The organism is Bradyrhizobium sp. AZCC 1678 (assembly GCF_036924765.1).
GTDB classification, from domain to species: Bacteria; Pseudomonadota; Alphaproteobacteria; order Rhizobiales; family Xanthobacteraceae; genus Bradyrhizobium; species Bradyrhizobium algeriense.
In genome coordinates this window covers 6,690,390-6,708,827 of record NZ_JAZHSE010000001.1, presented here as the reverse complement: position 1 = coordinate 6,708,827, position 18,438 = coordinate 6,690,390, and the positions used below count along the sequence as shown (strand labels likewise).

Genomic DNA, 18,438 nt, shown 5'->3' with positions numbered 1-18,438 from the left:
ACGAGCCGATACTGAAAAAGATGGAAGCGGCTCCGATCAGCTCGGCGGAGTTTTTCACGCGGAGCCAGGCGCGGTTGAGCTTCGACGTGCCGCCCGGCCTGGTCGATCCCGATATCGTTCCGAAAACCGGCGACGCGGGCAACGACCGCATGCTCGAGATCGTGGCGCGCGAGCAGCCGGTACGGCCGGCGGCGGTGCTGATCCCGGTGGTCGATCATCACGAGCCGACTGTGTTGCTGACGCAGCGCTCGCCGCATCTGTCCAGCCACGCCGGCCAGATTTCCTTTCCCGGCGGCAAGATCGACGCCACCGATGCTTCCCCGCTCGACGCCGCACTTCGCGAGGCGGAGGAGGAAGTCGGCCTCAAGCGCGACTTCATCGAGCCGATCGGCTATCTCGACCTCTATGGAACCGCGTTCGGGTTTCGCATCCTGCCGACAGTGGCGCGGGTGAAGCCCGGCTTCAAGCTGACGATCAACGAAGGCGAGGTGATTGACGCCTTCGAGGTGCCGCTGGCGTTCCTGATGAATCCCGAGAACCATCAGATCCATTCCAAGGAATTCCGCGGCATGGAGCGCTCCTATTACGCCATGCCGTTCGCCGAGCGTTACATCTGGGGCGCGACCGCAGGAATTCTGCGCGTGCTATATGAGCGGATTTATCTCGCATGATCCGTCCGGTTCTGACCGAGGTCGCGATTTTCCTGATCCCGTTTGCGGCCTATGCGCTGTTTCTGATTGCCACCCGTTCCGGAGTGTTGGTGTCGTCCTCGTGGCCGGCGCATCTTGTCGCCAAACTGGTGCTGGGATCGCTGCTGCTGGTCGTGATCAGTTTCGTCTTTCTCGCGCAATTCTCCGGCGCGCCGCCGGACTCGACCTACGTTCCTGCGCATCTCGAAGACGGCAAGCTGGTTCCCGGAGTCGAGAAATGATCGAGGCCCGCGTGCTGTCGGACGCGCCGTGGCTCAGATCCGGTCCGGCCGCGCGCGTGCTTGCATTACTCAACGGCGATGGCGAGGAAGCCCGCGTGATCGGCGGCGCCGTGCGCAATGCGCTGCTGAAAATTCCTCTGGGCGACATCGACATTGCGACCACCGCTCTGCCCGACGAGGTCGCCCGGCGCGCCAAGGCGGCCGGCATCAAATGCGTGCCGACGGGCATCGACCACGGCACGGTTACGTTGGTCGTCGAATCGCATCCGTTCGAGGTTACGACCTTGCGCGAGGATACCGAGACCTTTGGCCGCAAGGCCAGGGTTGCGTTCGGGCGCGACTGGGTTCGCGATGCGGAGCGGCGCGACTTCACCATCAACGGGCTTTCCGTCGATGCCGGCGGCATCGTGCATGACCATGTCGACGGGCTGGCCGACATCGAAGCCAAACGCGTGCGCTTCATCGGCGATGCCAGCCAGCGCATCGCCGAGGATTATCTGCGCATCCTGCGCTTCTTCCGCATGCATGCCGCCTATGGGGCGGGCGAGCCCGACCGTGCCGGATATCTCGCCTGTATCGATGGGCGCGCGGGGCTTGCAAGCCTTTCCGCCGAGCGCGTCCGCATGGAGATGTTGAAGCTGTTGATCGCGGAAGGCGCCGTGGTCGCGGTGCAGGCGATGGCGGATGCCGGCCTGCTGCTGCCGATATTCGGCGGCATTACCTACATCGGGACGTTCGCCGCGATGATCGCGGCCGAACGCGCGCTGGGGCTGCCGCCGAACGCCGTGCGCCGGCTCGCCGCGCTCACGGTGGCCGTCACCGAGGACGCCAGGCGCGTCTCGGCGCGGCTTCGGCTTTCCAACGCGGAAAACAAGGCGCTGGACTCGATGGGCCATCGCTGGTGGCGGTTCGCCGCCAAGAACGGCGCGCGGGCGCGGCAGCTTCTTTATCGGCTGGGCGAGGATCCCTATCGCGACCGGGTGATGCTGGCATGGGCGCGCGCAGGCGGCATCGGCAATGGTGCTGCGCGCTGGCACGAGCTAGCAACCTTGCCGCAACGCTGGAGCGCGCCGAAATTTCCGCTGAAGGCGGCCGATTTCATCGCGCGCGGCATTGCCGAGGGCCCCGCGCTTGGTCACGTGCTGACGCTTGCGGAAGACGCCTGGCTGGCCGCGGATTTTCCGCTGGATGCATCCGCGCTGGCCGCGATCGCCGACCAGACCGCCGCCCGTTTCACCCGCGATCACCGGCTGTGAGTATTCTCGCCGGCTTCGCCGACATTTCGCTCGGCCAACTCGTGCTGGTTGGCGGCATGGCGTTGTTTGCGTCCATCATCGGCGGTCTTGCCGGTTACGGCACTGGCGCATTGATGCCACTGGTGCTGGTGCCGATGGTCGGCGCCGAGCCGGTGGTGCCGATCATCGCGATATCGGCGATCATCACCAATATAAGCCGCTTCGTGGCCTATTTCCGTTACGCCGACCGGCGGCGCGCGCTGATCGTGATCGGAGCCGCCGCGCTGACTACCGCGCTCGGCGCCTACGGCTATACGCGGCTCACCAGCACCGGCGCGGCGCTGGTGATCGGCAGCATGCTGATGCTGAGCGTGCCGCTGCGCCGGTTGGCCAAGAAGCGCGATATCAGGATTGGCGATACCGGCCTCGGTGCGAGCGCGGTGGGGTATGGCGTGCTGGTCGGGGGCACGTCAGGCTCCGGCGTGATTCTGCTGTCGCTGTTGATGGCGTCGGGGCTCGAGGGCGCGGCGGTGATTGCCACCGACGCCGTGATCTCGGTCGTGACCGGCCTCATCAAGATTTCGGTATTCGGCCTGGCCGGCGTCGTCACCGCGCAGGTGCTGGCCTTTGCCCTCCTGATCGGCGCCATCGCTATTCCCGGCGCGTTCCTCGCAAAGGCCTTCGTGGAGCGCATGCCGGTGCATATCCACACCGCGATCCTCGACGCCGCCGTGATGGTCGGCGGCATCATCATGATCACAGCGGCGCTGCGGCACTGATCTCTATCAGCGCTCACGCGGCAGCAGTTCCGTCAGTGAGCGGATGATGCGATCGGGCTTCACGGTGGAGTCCGTGGGCAGGCCGTCGCCATGCACGTCGATCCAGATCGCGTAGATGCCGAGCCGCTGCGGCGCCACGACTTCCCATTCCAGATTGTCGCCGATCATCCAGGTCTCGGATGCGGTGACGCCCAGCGTCTGCATGGCATGCAGATAGGCGCGCTCGTCCGGCTTGCCGAAACCGTGCTCGCCCTCGATCTGGATGTGATCGAAACGGTGCGACAGCGCAAAGCGTTCGACCTTGGCGCGCTGGGTGCCGGCGGCACCGTTGGTCACCAGCGCCAGCTTGACGCCGCGCACCTTCAATTCGTCGATGGCGTCGTGCGCGCCGGGGAACACGAACATTTCCTCTTCGCGGTAGGCGGTGAAGCGGTCGGCGAGCCGTACCGCAAGATCCTCGGGCAGCGTATGGCCGCCGGCGGCAAGGGCGGCAAATCCGCGTGTGACGGTTATACGCCGCGCCTCATCCAGCTTCAGCCGCCATTCGGCGCCGGCGACCGCCCAGAATTTGCGCGCGGAATCCAGGACGGCGGTGGCAACCTGTTGCGAGGTCAACGGCCCGAACTCGGCGGCGAATTCCGCGGCGACATTGTGCCAGGCGATTTCCGGGCGGCCATAGGCCGACAGGATGGTGTCGTCCATGTCGATCAGCATGGCACGGGGCAGGTGGGTCATCGTTTCACGGCCATTTCGCTTCCAGCGCTGTCGATCGCGGGAAGCGGCGGTCGACTTGCCGCGAATATCAGATCCTCCGCACGGGGTCCAATTCCAGGAAACGACGTCGCCGGGCTGTGGATGCCGGGCGACGTCGAAATTCCCTCAGGCGACTTTGCTGGCGTGCTTGTCGTCTTCGTCTTCGTCCTCATCGTCTTCTTCGTCGTCTTCCTCTTCTTCATCGTCGTCATCCGAGGTGTCGTGCTCGGCGAGTTCAAGGACGGCTAGTGGCAGCGTCTCGCGAAAGAGATCGCCTTCATTACCCATCCACACACACGCAACATTACCCTCGTTGACTTCCACCACGCTAAGCGGATGGCCGCCGGACTTCAGAATGACGACGTCGCCTGGTTTCAAATCCATGATCTGCTCCTTGAAATGCATGACGCGATTCGCATTCTAGCGATCGGTCATGACAAGCCGATCATGACAGTCAAATCATGGCCACTTTACCTCCGGCGGCATCGACGAGAGAATGGAATCCACGTTGCCGCCGGTCTTCAGCCCAAAAATTGTGCCGCGGTCGTAGAGCAGGTTGAACTCGACATAGCGTCCGCGCCGGATCAACTGCTCCTCGCGGTCGGCGGCGTTCCAGGGGAGGGCGAAATTGCGGCGGACGAGCTCTGGATAAATTTTCAGGAAGGCGCGGCCGACGTCCTGGGTAAAGGCGAGGTCGGCGTCCCAATCGCCCGAGTCGTGCCAGTCGTAGAAAATACCGCCGATGCCGCGCGCTTCCTTGCGATGCGGCAGATAGAAATATTCGTCGCACCATTTTTTGTATTTGTCGTAGTCGGCGACGCCGTTCGGTCCGCTGCAGGCTTCCTTCATTGCCTGGTGGAAGGCCAGCGTGTCCGGGTCCTCCTGGGTGCGCCGCCGGTCCAGCACCGGCGTCAAGTCAGCGCCGCCGCCGAACCACGCCTTGGTGGTGACGACGAAGCGGGTGTTCATGTGCACCGCCGGCACGTTCGGATTGCGCAGATGCGCAATCAGCGAAATGCCCGATGCCCAGAACCTGGGATCGTCGGCCGCGCCCGGAATCTGCGCCCGGAATTCGGGCGCGAACTCGCCGTGCACGGTGGAACAGTGCACGCCGACCTTCTCGAACAGCCGCCCGCGCATGATCGACATCACGCCGCCGCCGCCCGGCGTGCCGGTGTGGTCGGTGCGGTTCCAGGGCGTGCGCTCGAAGCGTCCGGCGTCGCCGGGATAGAGCTCGGCCGGGGCGTCGTCTTCCAGCCGCTCAAAGGCCGCGCAGATGTCGTTGCGCAAGGCTTCGAACCAGGCTCTCGCGCGCGTCTTGCGATGCTCGATCAGCGACATGTCCATGCGGTCGATCCATATATTGCCGTCATTGCGAGCGTAGCGAAGCAATCCATCGTGCCACAGAAAGAATGGATTGCTTCGTCGCTTCGCTCCCTTGCGCAAACGCTTCGCGTTTGTCGCAGGCAATGACGGTAAGATGCATTTCTAGCCCTGTGGTCCAAAGTACGTGCAGCTCTCGTTGCAACTGTCGCGGTGAACGCTGACGCGGGTGATCTTGCCGGCGTGCTGGAGGCGTTCGAAGATGTAGCGCGAAATGTTTTCCAGCGTTGGCGTCCCAAGCGCCTCGACCTTGTTCAGAAGCTTGTGGTCGAGGGTCTTGCGGACCTCTTCCATGCTGCGTTCGAGCAGGCCGAGATCCAGCACCATGCCGGTTTGCGGATCGGGCGTGCCGCGCACGCTCACCTCGGCGCGAAACGAGTGGCCGTGAATTTCCTCGCTGGCCGCGCCGAAGGTCGTCCCCTTCAGCGAATGCGCGGCTTCGAAGCGAAATGATTTGGTCAGTTCCCACATCTTGAAAATCTGGTTCCTATCTGATGCCAAGTGCTTATCTGATACCAAGGGTCTTGTGCGTCTGCAGGCTGAGCCGCCATTGCGGATGGCGCAGGCAGTAGTCGACCGTGCGCGCGGTGTTTTCGATCACGTCGGGTCCGTCCATCGGCTGCAGCGAAAAACGTTCGAAATCGAGCCCTGCAAAATCTTCCGGCGCGGCGCCGGTCTGCGGATAGACCAGCTTCAATTCGTGGCCGCGGCGCACCACGAGCCCTGCGCCGGCCTTCGGGCTGACGCAGACCCAGTCCATCCCGTCGGGCGGTTCGATCGTCCCGTTGGTCTCGATTCCGATGGCGAAGCCGCGCGCATGCAGCGCATCGATGAAGGGGGTATCTACCTGCAGCAGCGGCTCGCCGCCGGTCAGGACCACATAGCGGTTGGTATTCTCGCCGGTCCATTGCCCGGCGATGATGTCGGCGAGTTCGTCCGCGGTGGCGTAGCGGCCGCCCAGCGTGCCGTCGGTGCCGACAAATTCAGTATCGCAGAACTTGCAGGTGGCGCCGGCGCGGTCCTGTTCGCGGCCGCTCCAGAGGTTGCAGCCGGAAAAACGGCAAAACACCGCCGCGCGGCCGGCATGCGCGCCTTCGCCCTGCAAGGTCAGGAATATCTCTTTGACCGCGTAACTCACTATCTCTCCTCGGACTGCATCTCGCCCGTCATCGCGGAACCCGTCTGCCGCAGCGCCTCGCCCAATGCCATGGCCGCCGCCATGGCCACATTGAGCGAGCGCAAGTCCGGCCTGATCGGGATCACCAGCCGCGCATCGGCAGCGGGGGCGACTTCGTCGGGTACCCCTGCCGATTCCCGCCCGAACAGCAAAACATCGTCCTGCCGGTAGCTGAAATCCAGATAGGAACCGGCCCCCTTGGTTGTAAACAGCACCAGCCGGAAACCCGCTTCGTTACGCCATTGCTCGAATTTTTGCCATGAGTCATGGCGGGTGAGGGCGACGTGATCGAGGTAGTCCATTCCCGCCCGGCGGAAATGCCGGTCCGAGATCGGAAATCCGGCCGGCTCGATGATGTGGGCAGCCGCGCCCAGGCACGCACACAGGCGCAGAATCGTTCCCGTGTTCTGGGGGATGTCAGGCTGGAAAAGCGCGATGTGCATGGTGTCGAGGCTTCGGAAGCGTGGGTGGAATGTATTGAATAAATCACGGCCGGGCGCGGATTTAGTGCATTGCACGCTTGCGAGCCGATAGCGGGCTTGCGCTCTCACGGCAAGGGTGCCAATAGAACGATTCTGGACTGCTTGTTCCGCCAGGATTGGGGGAGGAAAGGCGGTTTTTCTGCCGCCGCGGGGGCCGCGGGCGCCGGCAGCCTCTTTCGGGTCGCGCTTTTGGCGCCCCCGGGGCGGTTCCGCTGGCTGCAGATAAGAAAGGGCTTGGAATCGTGACGACAGCGTCTTCGGCGGACCATCCGACACGCCGTGATTTCCTTTTTGTTGCAACGGGAGCCGTCGCCGCCGTAGGCGCGGCTGCCACGGTCTGGCCGCTGGTTTCCCAGATGAACCCGGACGCCTCGACGATCGCGGCCGGTGCGCCGATTGAGGTCGATCTGACCCCGATCGCCGAGGGACAGGACATCAAGGTGTTCTGGCGCGGCAAGCCGATCTACATCAGCCACCGGACCAAGAAGCAGATCGATGAGGCCCGCAAGGTGCCGGTTGCGAGCCTGCCCGATCCGCAGAGCGATGAGGCTAGAGTCAAGCCGGGGCATGACCAGTGGCTGGTCGTGGTCGGCATCTGCACGCATCTCGGCTGCATCCCGATTGCCCATGAGGGCGCTTACGACGGCTTCTTCTGCCCCTGCCATGGTTCGGTGTACGACACCTCGGGCCGCATCCGGCAGGGACCCGCGCCGAGCAACCTGGCCGTGCCGCCCTACACATTCGTTTCCGACACCAAAATCCAGATCGGCTAAGGGCTCGGGCGCCAGTCCGAGACCCTTAATCCGTCGCGTCGTTTTACTTCCTCAGGATCGCATCAATGAGCGGACCATCCGATTTCCAGCCGACCAATCCCGCCTTGAAGTGGATCGAACGGCGCCTCCCGATCATGGGACTCATGCACTCCTCGTTCGTGGCGTATCCGACGCCGCGTAACCTGAACTACTGGTGGACCTTCGGCGCCATCCTATCGATGATGCTGGGCGTGCAGATCCTGACCGGCGTGATCCTGGCGATGCACTACACGCCGCATGCCGACCTCGCGTTCAAATCGGTCGAGCTGATCGTCCGCGACGTCAACTACGGCTGGCTGCTGCGCAACATCCACGCCAGCGGCGCCTCGATGTTCTTCTTCGCGGTCTACATCCACATGTTCCGCGGCCTCTATTACGGGTCGTACAAGGAGCCGCGCGAGGTGCTGTGGATCCTCGGCGTCATCATCTATCTGCTGATGATGGCGACCGGCTTCATGGGCTACGTGCTGCCGTGGGGCCAGATGAGCTTCTGGGGCGCCACCGTCATCACCAATTTGTTCTCGGCCGTGCCCTATTTCGGCGAGAGCATCGTGACGCTGCTGTGGGGCGGCTATGCCGTCGGCAATCCGACGCTGAACCGCTTCTTCTCGCTGCATTACCTGCTGCCGTTCGTGATCGCCGGCGTCGTCGTCCTGCACATCTGGGCGCTGCATGTTGCGGGCCAGAACAATCCGGCCGGCGTCGAGGCGAAGACTGAAAAGGACACGGTGCCTTTCACGCCTTACGCGACGATCAAGGATGCGTTCGGCGTCTCCTGCTTCATGCTGTTCTTCGCATGGTTCATCTTCTACATGCCGAACTATCTCGGCGACGCCGAGAACTACATTCCGGCCAATCCCGCTGTAACGCCTGCGCATATCGTGCCGGAATGGTACTATCTGCCGTTCTACGCCATCTTGCGCTCGATTCCGAACAAGCTCGCCGGCGTCATTGCAATGTTCGGTGCGATCATCATCCTGGCGTTCCTGCCCTGGCTCGACAGCGCGAAAACGCGTTCGTCGAAGTACCGCCCGCTGGCCAAGCAGTTCTTCTGGATGTTCGTCGTGGTCTGCATCGGGCTTGGCTATCTCGGCGCCCAGCCGCCGGAAGGCATCTACGTCATCGTGGGCCGTATCCTGACCATCGCCTACTTCGCCTACTTCCTGATCCTGTTGCCACTGCTCTCCCGGATCGAGAAGCCACGTCCGGTGCCTAACTCGATCGCCGACGACGTGCTCGCGAAGTCGGGCGGCAAGGCTGCGTCGATGGTGTCGAGCGTGATTGCCCTGATGGTCGCCGGCGGCTTGCTGTTGGGCGGTGCCGAGAGCGCCCGCGCTGCCGAAGGTAGTACCAAGCCGCCAGCGCAGAACTGGTCGTTCGCCGGCCCCGTCGGCAAGTTCGATCGCGGCGCATTGCAGCGCGGCCTGAAGGTCTACAAGGAAGTCTGTTCGTCCTGCCACGGCCTGTCCTTTGTCGCATTCCGAAACCTCGCCGAATCCGGCGGTCCCGGTTATTCGGTGGCCCAGGCCCAGGCGTTCGCCTCCGAATACAAGGTCAAGGACGGCCCCAACGATCAGGGCGATATGTTCGAACGGCCGGGCCGGCCTGCCGATTATTTCCCGTCGCCGTTCCCGAACGAGCAGGCGGCGCGTGCAGCCAACGGCGGCGCCTTTCCGCCCGACCTGTCGCTGATCACCAAGGCGCGTTCCTACGGCCGTGGCTTCCCGATGTTCCTGATCGACTTCTTCACCCAGTATCAGGAGCAGGGCCCGGACTATGTGGCTGCGCTGCTGCAGGGCTATGAGGACAAGCCGCCGGCCGGCGTCACGCTGCCCGAAGGCTCCTACTACAACAAATATTTCCCCGGCCACGCCATCAAGATGCCGAAGCCGCTGAACGACGGCCAGGTCACCTTTGACGATGGCTCGCCGGCAACGGTTGCCCAATACTCGAAGGATGTCACCACGTTCCTGATGTGGGCCGCGGAGCCGCACATGGAGGCGCGCAAGGCGCTCGGCCTGCAGGTGTTCGTGTTCCTGATCCTGCTCACCGTGCTGCTGTACTTCACCAAGAAGAAGGTCTGGGCCAACGCCCACTGATCAGCTCGTCATCGCGAATTTCGGAAAAGCCCCTGCGGGGGCTTTTTTATTGCCCTGACCTGACCCATAGCGTTTTCGAGAGAAGCGGGTACCGGTTCGCGTGAAGAAAACGCGTCAAAACAAGAATCTAGAGCTTCGGTTCTGATTCAATCAGAACCGATAATGCTCTAGACGCACGGGTCGGGCGATTGCTTCCGGAACGCACTGCGGACAAAATGCCGGTCAATCATCCAGAAATCAGCGCGGAGGAACCCATGGGTACCAGCATCACTTTCAAGCGGCCGGACGGCAAGGATGCCAGTGGCTATCTCGCCAATGCCGCGCGCGGCAATGCGCCGGGCGTGGTCGTGATCCAGGAATGGTGGGGCCTGCAGGACCAGATCAAAGGCCTGTGCGACCGCTTCGCGGTAGCGGGCTTCGATGCGCTGGCGCCCGATCTCTACAAGGGCACGGTGGTTCCGTATCACGACACGGATGCGGCCGGCAAAGAGATGAACTCGCTGGATTTCATGGACGCCACCACGCAGACCGTGCGGGGCGCCGCGCAATATCTGTCGCGCAACGGCGCCAAGGTCGGGTTGACCGGCTTCTGCCTCGGCGGCGCGGTGACCATCATCGGCGCCACCAAAATTCCGGAGCTGGCGGCCGGCGTGGTGTTCTACGGCATTCCGCCGGAGCAGGCCGCAAAGCCCGCGGACGTGAAGATCCCGCTGCAGGCCCATTTCGCCAACAAGGACGACTGGTGCACGCCGCAGGTGGTCGATGCCTTCGAGCAGGGCATGAAGGCCGCCGGCAAGTCGCTCGAGCTGTTCCGCTATGACGCCGAACACGCCTTCGTCAACGAGCAGCGGCAGTCGGTGCATGACCGGCAGGCCGCGGAACTGGCCTGGGGCAGGGCGACGGAGTTTTTCAGGAAGCATTTGGGGTAAACCTGTCGTGCTTCCTCGTCATTGCGAGCGAAGCGAAGCAATCCATCGTGAGCGCGGCGACATGGATTGCTTCGTCGCTTCGCTCCCTTGCGCAAACGCTTTGCGTTTGTCGCAGGCAATGACGGCGGAGGCGGTGAATGAAAATCTTCTGCACGGGCGCATCGGGCTATATCGGCGGATCGGTTGCGGCGCATCTCATTGCCGCCGGACATCACGTGACCGGATTGGTTCGCTCGCCTGAAAAGGCCGAAGCGGTTCGCGCGCGGGGCATCCAGCCAGTGCTGGGAACGCTTGATGACGCAGAAGCTCTTGCGCAAGCTGCGCGAGCCGCCGACATCGTCGTCAATGCGGCGAGCGCCGATCACAGGGGCGCGGTCGAGAGCCTGCTTGGCGCGCTCGCCGGAAGCGGCAAGCCATTCATACATACATCGGGATCGAGCATCGTCGGCACGCGCGCCAGGGGCGAGCGGTCGGATGCGATTTTCGACGAAGACGCGCCGATCGCACCATCGCCTGCGCGCGTGGCGCGGGTCGCGCTGAACGAGTTCATCCTCTCGCACCGCGACAAAGACTGCCGACCGGTCATCATCTGCCCGAGCCTGATCTACGGCGTTGGCCTTGGCGCCGGACCTGACAGCGTGCAGGTGCCGCTGCTGATCAGGCTGGCCAAAAAGCGCGGCAACGCGGCGCACGCCGGCCCTGGCGAGAACATCTGGTCGAACGTGCATATCGACGATCTCGTAACGCTCTACGCGCTTGCGATCGATAAGGCGCCGGCGGGCGCGTTCTATTTCGCCGAGAACGGCGAGAATTCGATGCGCGAAGCCTGCGAGGCGATCAACCGCATGCTGGGTTTTGCCGGACCGCCCACGGCGATGTCGATGGCGGAAGCCGCCGCCGAATGGGGCGAGGGCACGACGGAGGATACGATGGCCTCCAACAGCCGCGTGCGGGCCAAGCACGCGCGCCAGCTCGGCTGGCAGCCGAAGGCGCGCGGATTGATCGAAGAGATCGAGCAGGGGTGTTACCGGGAGTAGGTGCGTATAGGCTGCTTCGGCGCGATCAGGCCGTGAGGTGAGGGGCCACATCTCGCATTTTATTTGGAGTTGCGTTAGACTGCTTCAATGACCAAGGTCCTCGAAGACGCCATCGAAAAGGTGCGAAAGCTTCCCGAAGATCGGCAAGCCTATGCGGCGGAATTGCTCGAACAGATTGTTGCCGCCGGCAGCGATCCGTTTGTCGTGCCGGAAGTGCATCGCGCGGCGGTGCTCGAAGGTCTGAGGCAGGCCCAGCGCGGCGAGTTTGTCAGTGAAGACGAAATGTCCGCACTTTGGGAGAAGTGTGGCCTGTGAGACTACGGTACGCGCCGCGTGCCCGCGCTGACATCGCCGAAATCCACGAATACATTTCGCAGCACAGTCCACGCGCGGCCTCTTCCGTCGTCAATCAAATACGCACCACAAGTCGGCTACTTGCGGAGCATCCCGGACTTGGACGGGAGACGGATATTTCCGGCGTGCGTGTGTTTCCAACGGCTCGCTATTCGTTCCTTGTCGACCACCACATTCGCGGTGATGAATTGGTGATCGTCCATGTCCGGCATGGTCGCCGTGATGCGCCGCGGGCGAATGAATTCTAAAGTTTGCCTTTCATTGTCCGTCCTCGCGTACCCCGTCCCACCACGCACACGTTCCCGACATCAGCTTGTAGTTGCCTTCCATCACCTGCACCGGCGCGCGCAGGCCTGAAGCCGCCGCGCGCAGGCGCATCGCTCGTGCGACCTCGCGGTCTTCCGGCGGCAGCCAGACGCGTTCGTGGCCCCACAGGCTTGGGCCGTCGTGCATCTCGACCGGCTGCCATGTCGCAGGATCGATCTCGCGGCCGCCCCAGCCGCATTCGATCATGAAGGCCGACGGCGTCCTGGCGTAGAACGAGGTCATGAAATCGTTGGTGTGCCGGCCGAGCGTGACGCCGACGCGGTCTTCTTGCGTCAGCGCGATGTCGTAGCACTGGCCGACATCGTCGAGCGAGAACAGCTCCACCATCAGATGGTGCATGCCGTTCCTGCCAGTCTCGATCAGCGCGAGGCTGTGATGCCGCGCGTTGACATGGAAGAAGTAAGCGCGGAACGGTTTTTCGATGTAGTCGGAAAGCCCGAAGCCGAGCACGTCGACATAGAACGCCCTCACTGGGGCGATATTTTCGACCGTCAACACGGCGTGTCCAAGCCCGAGCGGGCCGGTGCGGAATCCCGAGATCGATCGTCCCGGCGCGAAGGGCGTATCGTCGATCTCGGCGCCGTAAAAGGCCTCCAGCCGGTTGCCGGCCGGATCGCGAAACGAAATCAGGCTGCGGACGCGCCTGGCATCGGCCAGCGTCTGCGGTTCGGTGGTGACTGACACGCCGGCTTTTTCCAGCCGTGCCGCCAGCGCGTCCAGCGCGGCGCTGTCGGCGACCTCCCAGCCGAAGAAGCGCGTCCCTTCGCCCATCGCGCGGTCGATCACGATGCGCTGCTTGCGGTCGTCCATCCGGAACGCCAGCAGGGAATTGCCGCGCTCGACCGCCTGCAGCCCCACCAATCCGGTCCCGAACCGGCGCCAGTCGTCCAGCGCATCCGAGCCGAACCCGGCATATCCCAGACCCAGCAATGCCATCGCCAGCCTCCCTTGTTTGCAATCTTTGCGCGCCAGAGAGCGCGGCTGCTTGCTCAAATCCTACGCAAGTTTTCGCCTTTCCGACACCCAAAGATCGGGCCGGGATGAGGGCATCCCGGCCGGCCCCTCCCTTGACATCATCACCGGCGGATGGTGTTTAGGGCCCATGAACACCGTTATCAGCCCATCCCGTCTTTGGTGGCGCACCTCTTAAAGAGGTGGCCGGTGCGATTTCATTTTTCAATCGTCGAAGGTCGCCATCGCAGTGCGACGGTCCCTTCGTTTGTCCTGTGTGGCGCTCCCTCCCGAAGTTTCGTAAGAGGATCACATGAACAGGACAGCCTTCTCTCTGCCCGAGCACAGCGAGTACCGGACCAGCGGCGGCCTCGCGATTTCGCGCGCCGTCGAGCAGTTCACCGGCAACGCCAAGCGCCTCGACGACCTGATCGAATTGCTCGACCGCCGCCGCGGTGTGGTGCTGTCCTCCGGCACCACGGTGCCCGGCCGCTATGAGAGTTTCGACCTCGGCTTTGCCGATCCGCCGCTGGTGCTGGAAACCGCTGGCTCCAATTTCTCGCTCTCTGCGCTGAATGCGCGGGGCGAAGTGCTGATCGCGTTTCTGGGCGACGTGCTGCGCGAGCCCTGCGTGGTCATCTCTGAAAAAAGCCCGACGCGGCTGGCCGGCCATATCATTCGCGGCGCCGCACCGGTCGAGGAAGACCAGCGCACCCGCCGCGCCAGCGTGATGTCGCTGGTGCGCGATCTCGTCGCCGCCTTGTCAGCCAATGACGACCCGCTGCTCGGCCTGTTCGGCGCCTTCGCCTACGATCTCGTATTCCAGATCGAAGACCTCGTGCAAAAGCGTGCGCGGGAGAGCGACCAGCGCGACATCGTGCTGTATGTGCCGGATCGCCTGCTGGCCTATGACCGCGCCACCGGCCGCGGCGTGGTGCTGAGCTACGATTTTTCCTGGAAAGGAAAATCCACCAAGGGTCTGCCGCGCGACACCGCCGAGAGCGTTTACGCCAGGACGCCGCGGCAGGGCTTTGCCGATCACGCGCCTGGCGAATATCAGGCCACCGTCGAGGTCGCGCGCGCGGCGTTCGCACGCGGCGATCTATTCGAGGCGGTGCCGGGGCAGCTCTTCGCCGAGTCCTGCGAGCGCTCGCCGGCCGAAGTGTTCCAGCGGCTTTGTCGTATCAACCCGTCGCCCTATGGCGCGCTGATGAATCTCGGCGACGGTGAATTTCTGGTGTCGGCCTCGCCGGAAATGTTCGTCCGCTCCGACGGCAGGCGAGTCGAGACCTGCCCGATCTCGGGCACGATTGCGCGCGGCGTCGATGCGATCGGTGATGCCGAGCAGATCAGGCAATTGTTGAACTCGGAGAAGGACGAGTTCGAACTCAACATGTGCACCGACGTCGACCGCAACGACAAGGCGCGGGTGTGCGTGCCCGGCACGATCAAGGTGCTGGCGCGGCGGCAGATCGAGACCTATTCAAAGCTGTTCCATACCGTCGATCATGTCGAAGGCATGCTGCGCCCGGGCTTCGATGCGCTGGATGCGTTCCTGACCCATGCCTGGGCGGTCACCGTGACCGGCGCGCCGAAATTGTGGGCCATGCAGTTCGTCGAGGACAATGAGCGGTCGTCGCGGCGCTGGTATGCCGGCGCGATCGGTGCGGTGAATTTCGACGGCAGCATCAATACCGGGCTCACCATCCGCACCATCCGCATGAAGGATGGTCTCGCTGAAGTGCGCGTCGGCGCCACCTGTCTCTTTGATTCAGACCCCGCGGCGGAAGACCGCGAGTGCCAGGTCAAGGCGGCGGCGCTGTTCCAGGCGCTGCGCGGCGATGCGCCAAAACCGCTGTCGGCATTTGCGCCTGATGCCACCGGCTCGGGCCGCAAGGTGCTGTTGATCGACCACGACGACAGTTTCGTGCATATGCTGGCGGATTATTTCCGCCAGGTCGGCGCCAGCGTTACCGTGGTCCGGCATGTGCATGCCCAGGAGATGCTGAAGAAGAACTGGGATTTGCTGGTGCTGTCGCCCGGGCCGGGACGTCCTGAGGACTTTGGGATTTCGAAAACCATTGGCACTGCGCTCGACCGAAAACTGCCGATCTTCGGCGTCTGTCTCGGCGTGCAGGCGATCGGCGAATATTTCGGCGGCCAGCTCGGCCAGCTCACCCATCCCGCGCACGGGCGGCCGTCGCGGGTTCAAGTGCGCGGCGGACGGCTGATGCATAACCTGCCCAATGAAATCGTGATCGGCCGCTATCATTCGCTCTATGTCGAGCGCGACAGCGTGCCGGAAGTTCTCGAGGTCACCGCGACCACCGAGGACGGCGTCGCGATGGCGATCGAACACAAGACCCTGCCGGTCGGCGGCGTGCAATTTCACCCGGAATCGCTGATGTCGCTCGGCGGCGAGGTGGGACTGCGTATCGTTGAGAACGCGTTTCGTCTGAGCGTACCCGTCAATTGAGGCTTGCGAGATACCGATGACATTCGATCATGATCTGAAAGCCACCGTCCGCACCATTCCGGATTACCCGAAAAAGGGCATCCTGTTTCGCGATATCACGACGCTGTTGGCGGATGCGCGCGCCTTCCGCCGCGCGGTCGATGAACTGGTGCAGCCCTGGGCCGGTTTGAAGATCGACAAGGTCGCCGGCATCGAGGCGAGGGGATTCATTCTCGGCGGCGCGGTGGCGCATCAGGTCTCCGCCGGCTTCGTGCCGATCCGCAAGAAGGGCAAGCTGCCGCACACCACGGTGCGAATTGCCTACTCCCTGGAATACGGCCTCGATGAAATGGAAATGCATGCCGATGCGATCCTGCCCGGCGAGCGCGTGATCCTGGTCGACGATCTCATCGCCACCGGGGGCACCGCAGAAGGCGCGGTGAAGCTGCTGCGCCAGATCGGCGCCAACGTGGTCGCGGCCTGCTTCATCATCGATCTGCCCGATCTCGGCGGCGCCGCCAAACTGCGCGCGATGGAAGTGCCGGTGCGCACGCTGATGGCGTTCGAGGGGCATTGAGCGGTTACGCGTTTTATCCTCCCCTGGAGGGGGAGGATCGACGCGCGCAAGGCGCGCGGCGAGGTGGGGTGACGGTCTCTCTACGTCCGACAGTGTGCGAGTGGAGAGACCGTCACCCCACCCCGTCTCACATTTCGCTGCGCTCAATGCGAGCCGACCCGCCCCCTCAAGGGGCGGGTAAGCAAGGTCACACCGCCTCGGCGCCGAGCTGCGACCGCCAGTGCAGCGCGCTCTCCTTCAGCAGCGCATCGCGGATGTAGGACGTCTCTTCCTCTTCCAGCCGTTCGCATTCCCAAAACGTCAGGCTGTCAGGCCCATGCGCGGTCCATGCCGCCTGCAGGGTGCGGCAGGTGTGGCTGCCCTGGCGCAGCGTGAACCAGATCCGGTTCTGGATCTTCTCCAGATTGGGCGTCTGGCCGACCCATGCCTGGTGCGAGGCCTTGCGGCGGATGACGAAAACCCCTGCGAAGGTTTTCCGCTCCTTGTAGGCGGCGATCACCGCCTTTCTGTCTGATGTCACGGGATGGCCTCGCCAATTGCGGTCAGGCGGAGGCGATACCAGACGAGGCGGACCACGTCAATATTATCCGGGTAATATTATCAACCTTGTGGAGACTTCACGACCGTTCTGAAAGCAGGCTGAACTCAAGCTCGCGAAAGCTGGTGTAGTTCCTGCGGATCCACTGGTGCAGCTCGGTCGATGAATCCCGTTCGTTGCGCAAATAGTCGGTGAAGGAAAAGGTCAGCCGGTCGACATAGGTCTTCAGGAACGAGGGCAGGGCCGTTATTCGCAGCACCCGCCCCAAGCCCATCATCTCGGGCAGTTCGCCGCGAACCACATACTCGTTGTCGATCGTAATCAACGCTTTCAGCGGGATCTGCTCCCGTAACATCGGATAGGCGCGCGCGGAAACACGGTCGGTATCGGCCACGAACAGGATGATCGGCGCGACGCTGCGCCGCGCGGCCTCTTTCAGGAAACCGATCTCGTTGGTCATCTTGAAGAACTCGTCGAACGCATGAAAGCCGAGGTCGACCACCTTGGCGATGCCGTCATGGACGATCAGGCGGTCCATGAGCTGCATCTTGCCATAGGTGTCCATGACCTCGGCCGTCTCGGTCAGGCGCGGCAAATATTCGAGCAGCGACGGTTCCTTCAGGTTGATGTCGAAGGAGGACACCGCGCCGTCTTTCAGCAGCAGGAACTCGCTCAGGAGCCGCGCGAGCAGCGTCTTGCCGACCAGCGGCCGGGGCGAGCAGATGATGTAAACAGGCGTGGAGCTCATCACCCGCTATATCAAAGGAATCCTTCGCCTATTCCAGCCCCCATCGCGGCGCGTACGCGACTATTTTTCACCGCCGCGCACGCCAGGCTTGGCGCCGACCAGATCGGTCAACTTGATGCGGTCGAACTCGCTCCAAACATTGGCGAGCCAGTGCCGGACATAGCCGCGCAGCACGAACGAATAGTTCGCGGCTTCGTCTTCCTTGCCCTTGTTGGCGACGAATTTGAGGAACGGCACTGAGGAGACCTCGACCTGCTCATAGGCCATTTCATTGAGCTTGGGGATGACGAGATCGGTGGCGTCCTTGATGCGGTGAAAGTAGGAGTTGTAGGTGGACTGGTCCCACTGGAAGAACTGGGTGTCATTGATGAAGTTCTTCACCAGGAAGTATTTGGCGCCCTGCATGAAACCCGCGGTCTCGGCAATTTCGTCCAGCGAGGCGATCGAGGGACCCAGGATGTGGAACACGGCGAAGGTGATCTGACCCGCCTTTGCCGCATCGAGAAAGCCGATGTCGCGCAGCGAGGCCAGCGCCGGCGACAGCAGTCCGGCGCGGACGTCGATCACGGTGACGGACGGGCTGGCCGCGTTCAGCGTATCGAAAATCTTCATCTGATCCGACGTCGTCGTCATGTCGACGATCTCGGTGATCTCGGGGTGGAAGCGCTTCAGAGTGCCGCGCGGCGATTCGGTGTCGAATGCCCGAGTCGGCACGTTGTTGGCGCTGAAGTAATCCAGGAGCGTACGCGACACGGTCGTCTTGCCGACCCCGCCCTTGTCCGCGCCCACCACAATCACGACTGGCTTTGCCATGGAATTCCCTTGAACAACGTCCCCGATCGCGGGAGCGATCGGTAGGCCCCATTCCCTG

Annotated in this window: 22 protein-coding genes; 12 read left to right on the top strand and 10 right to left on the bottom strand. The window is 63.2% G+C overall.

Annotated elements, in window-relative coordinates; genetic code table 11:
• Nucleotides 1-20 precede the first annotated feature (20 nt).
• From V1294_RS32215 to V1294_RS32200, 4 genes are read left to right on the top strand one after another with little or no spacing between them, the layout of a single operon-like run.
• The gene (locus V1294_RS32215) at nucleotides 21-671 is read left to right on the top strand and encodes a CoA pyrophosphatase (RefSeq protein WP_442895470.1); all 651 of its coding nucleotides are present in this window, start codon (nucleotides 21-23) and stop codon (nucleotides 669-671) included.
• The gene (locus V1294_RS32210; RefSeq protein WP_334502874.1) at nucleotides 668-931 is read left to right on the top strand and encodes a DUF6111 family protein; all 264 of its coding nucleotides are present in this window, start codon (nucleotides 668-670) and stop codon (nucleotides 929-931) included. The genes V1294_RS32215 and V1294_RS32210 overlap by 4 nt, the downstream gene beginning before the upstream one ends.
• The gene (locus tag V1294_RS32205; protein WP_334502871.1) at nucleotides 928-2,187 is read left to right on the top strand and encodes a CCA tRNA nucleotidyltransferase; all 1,260 of its coding nucleotides are present in this window, start codon (nucleotides 928-930) and stop codon (nucleotides 2,185-2,187) included. Before V1294_RS32210 ends, V1294_RS32205 begins: the two co-directional genes overlap by 4 nt.
• Nucleotides 2,184-2,945, top strand: a complete 762-nt coding sequence (locus V1294_RS32200; RefSeq protein WP_334502869.1) for a TSUP family transporter — start codon at nucleotides 2,184-2,186, stop codon at nucleotides 2,943-2,945. Before V1294_RS32205 ends, V1294_RS32200 begins: the two co-directional genes overlap by 4 nt.
• Nucleotides 2,946-2,951: 6 nt before the next feature.
• Here the strand turns inward: V1294_RS32200 and V1294_RS32195 are convergent, their stop codons facing one another.
• The 6 genes from V1294_RS32195 to V1294_RS32170 form a co-directional block, all read right to left on the bottom strand.
• A complete protein-coding gene (locus V1294_RS32195; protein ID WP_334484406.1) occupies nucleotides 2,952-3,680 on the bottom strand; it encodes an HAD family hydrolase in 729 nt (242 codons plus the stop codon).
• Between the two features lie 144 nt (nucleotides 3,681-3,824).
• The gene (locus tag V1294_RS32190; protein ID WP_442895399.1) at nucleotides 3,825-4,103 is read right to left on the bottom strand and encodes a YodC family protein; all 279 of its coding nucleotides are present in this window, start codon (nucleotides 4,101-4,103) and stop codon (nucleotides 3,825-3,827) included.
• A 54-nt stretch (nucleotides 4,104-4,157) separates the two neighbouring features.
• Nucleotides 4,158-5,045, bottom strand: coding sequence for an oxygen-dependent coproporphyrinogen oxidase (hemF, locus tag V1294_RS32185; protein WP_334502867.1), 888 nt, complete (start codon nucleotides 5,043-5,045; stop codon nucleotides 4,158-4,160).
• 141 nt (nucleotides 5,046-5,186) lie between these two features.
• The gene (locus V1294_RS32180) at nucleotides 5,187-5,552 is read right to left on the bottom strand and encodes a 6-carboxytetrahydropterin synthase (RefSeq protein ID WP_334489901.1); all 366 of its coding nucleotides are present in this window, start codon (nucleotides 5,550-5,552) and stop codon (nucleotides 5,187-5,189) included.
• A gap of 34 nt (nucleotides 5,553-5,586) precedes the next feature.
• Nucleotides 5,587-6,219 carry a 7-carboxy-7-deazaguanine synthase gene (queE, locus tag V1294_RS32175; RefSeq protein ID WP_334502865.1) on the bottom strand — a complete coding sequence of 211 codons (633 nt, stop codon included), beginning with the start codon at nucleotides 6,217-6,219 and terminating at the stop codon, nucleotides 5,587-5,589.
• On the bottom strand, nucleotides 6,219-6,701 hold the full coding sequence (locus V1294_RS32170; RefSeq protein WP_334502864.1) for a tRNA (cytidine(34)-2'-O)-methyltransferase: 483 nt from the start codon (nucleotides 6,699-6,701) through the stop codon (nucleotides 6,219-6,221). The genes queE and V1294_RS32170 overlap by 1 nt, the downstream gene beginning before the upstream one ends.
• Nucleotides 6,702-6,982: 281 nt before the next feature.
• Here V1294_RS32170 and petA point away from each other — a divergent pair, with 281 nt between their 5' ends.
• The 6 genes from petA to V1294_RS38150 all read left to right on the top strand — a co-directional run bounded on the left by petA (nucleotide 6,983) and on the right by V1294_RS38150 (nucleotide 12,219).
• Nucleotides 6,983-7,513 carry a ubiquinol-cytochrome c reductase iron-sulfur subunit gene (petA, locus tag V1294_RS32165; protein ID WP_334484397.1) on the top strand — a complete coding sequence of 177 codons (531 nt, stop codon included), beginning with the start codon at nucleotides 6,983-6,985 and terminating at the stop codon, nucleotides 7,511-7,513.
• 65 nt (nucleotides 7,514-7,578) lie between these two features.
• A complete protein-coding gene (locus V1294_RS32160) occupies nucleotides 7,579-9,651 on the top strand; it encodes a cytochrome c1 (protein WP_334484395.1) in 2,073 nt (690 codons plus the stop codon).
• A 254-nt stretch (nucleotides 9,652-9,905) separates the two neighbouring features.
• Complete coding sequence (locus V1294_RS32155; protein WP_334502862.1) at nucleotides 9,906-10,580, top strand: dienelactone hydrolase family protein; 675 nt, start codon at nucleotides 9,906-9,908, stop codon at nucleotides 10,578-10,580.
• A 137-nt stretch (nucleotides 10,581-10,717) separates the two neighbouring features.
• The gene (locus tag V1294_RS32150; protein WP_334502860.1) at nucleotides 10,718-11,617 is read left to right on the top strand and encodes an NAD-dependent epimerase/dehydratase family protein; all 900 of its coding nucleotides are present in this window, start codon (nucleotides 10,718-10,720) and stop codon (nucleotides 11,615-11,617) included.
• An 87-nt stretch (nucleotides 11,618-11,704) separates the two neighbouring features.
• On the top strand, nucleotides 11,705-11,932 hold the full coding sequence (locus V1294_RS32145) for a hypothetical protein (RefSeq protein WP_334502858.1): 228 nt from the start codon (nucleotides 11,705-11,707) through the stop codon (nucleotides 11,930-11,932).
• On the top strand, nucleotides 11,920-12,219 hold the full coding sequence (locus V1294_RS38150; RefSeq protein WP_417021280.1) for a type II toxin-antitoxin system RelE/ParE family toxin: 300 nt from the start codon (nucleotides 11,920-11,922) through the stop codon (nucleotides 12,217-12,219). Before V1294_RS32145 ends, V1294_RS38150 begins: the two co-directional genes overlap by 13 nt.
• Nucleotides 12,220-12,229: 10 nt before the next feature.
• Here V1294_RS38150 and V1294_RS32140 read toward each other — a convergent pair whose 3' ends face one another.
• Nucleotides 12,230-13,234, bottom strand: a complete 1,005-nt coding sequence (locus V1294_RS32140) for a VOC family protein (protein WP_334502857.1) — start codon at nucleotides 13,232-13,234, stop codon at nucleotides 12,230-12,232.
• A 328-nt stretch (nucleotides 13,235-13,562) separates the two neighbouring features.
• Here V1294_RS32140 and V1294_RS32135 point away from each other — a divergent pair, with 328 nt between their 5' ends.
• Together V1294_RS32135 and V1294_RS32130 are read left to right on the top strand one after the other, a co-directional pair.
• Nucleotides 13,563-15,725 carry an anthranilate synthase component I gene (locus V1294_RS32135; RefSeq protein ID WP_334502855.1) on the top strand — a complete coding sequence of 721 codons (2,163 nt, stop codon included), beginning with the start codon at nucleotides 13,563-13,565 and terminating at the stop codon, nucleotides 15,723-15,725.
• Nucleotides 15,726-15,741: 16 nt separating this feature from the next.
• A complete protein-coding gene (locus V1294_RS32130) occupies nucleotides 15,742-16,281 on the top strand; it encodes an adenine phosphoribosyltransferase (RefSeq protein ID WP_334484382.1) in 540 nt (179 codons plus the stop codon).
• Nucleotides 16,282-16,468: 187 nt separating this feature from the next.
• Here the strand turns inward: V1294_RS32130 and V1294_RS32125 are convergent, their stop codons facing one another.
• The 3 genes from V1294_RS32125 to V1294_RS32115 all read right to left on the bottom strand — a co-directional run bounded on the left by V1294_RS32125 (nucleotide 16,469) and on the right by V1294_RS32115 (nucleotide 18,380).
• Nucleotides 16,469-16,801, bottom strand: coding sequence for a GIY-YIG nuclease family protein (locus V1294_RS32125; RefSeq protein WP_334502853.1), 333 nt, complete (start codon nucleotides 16,799-16,801; stop codon nucleotides 16,469-16,471).
• A 97-nt stretch (nucleotides 16,802-16,898) separates the two neighbouring features.
• Entirely contained in the window at nucleotides 16,899-17,567 is a 669-nt protein-coding gene (locus V1294_RS32120; protein WP_334502850.1) for a hypothetical protein, read from the bottom strand.
• Between the two features lie 60 nt (nucleotides 17,568-17,627).
• Nucleotides 17,628-18,380: a hypothetical protein gene (locus V1294_RS32115; protein ID WP_108518437.1), complete on the bottom strand. Its 753-nt coding sequence runs from the start codon at nucleotides 18,378-18,380 to the stop codon at nucleotides 17,628-17,630.
• Nucleotides 18,381-18,438 lie beyond the last annotated feature (58 nt).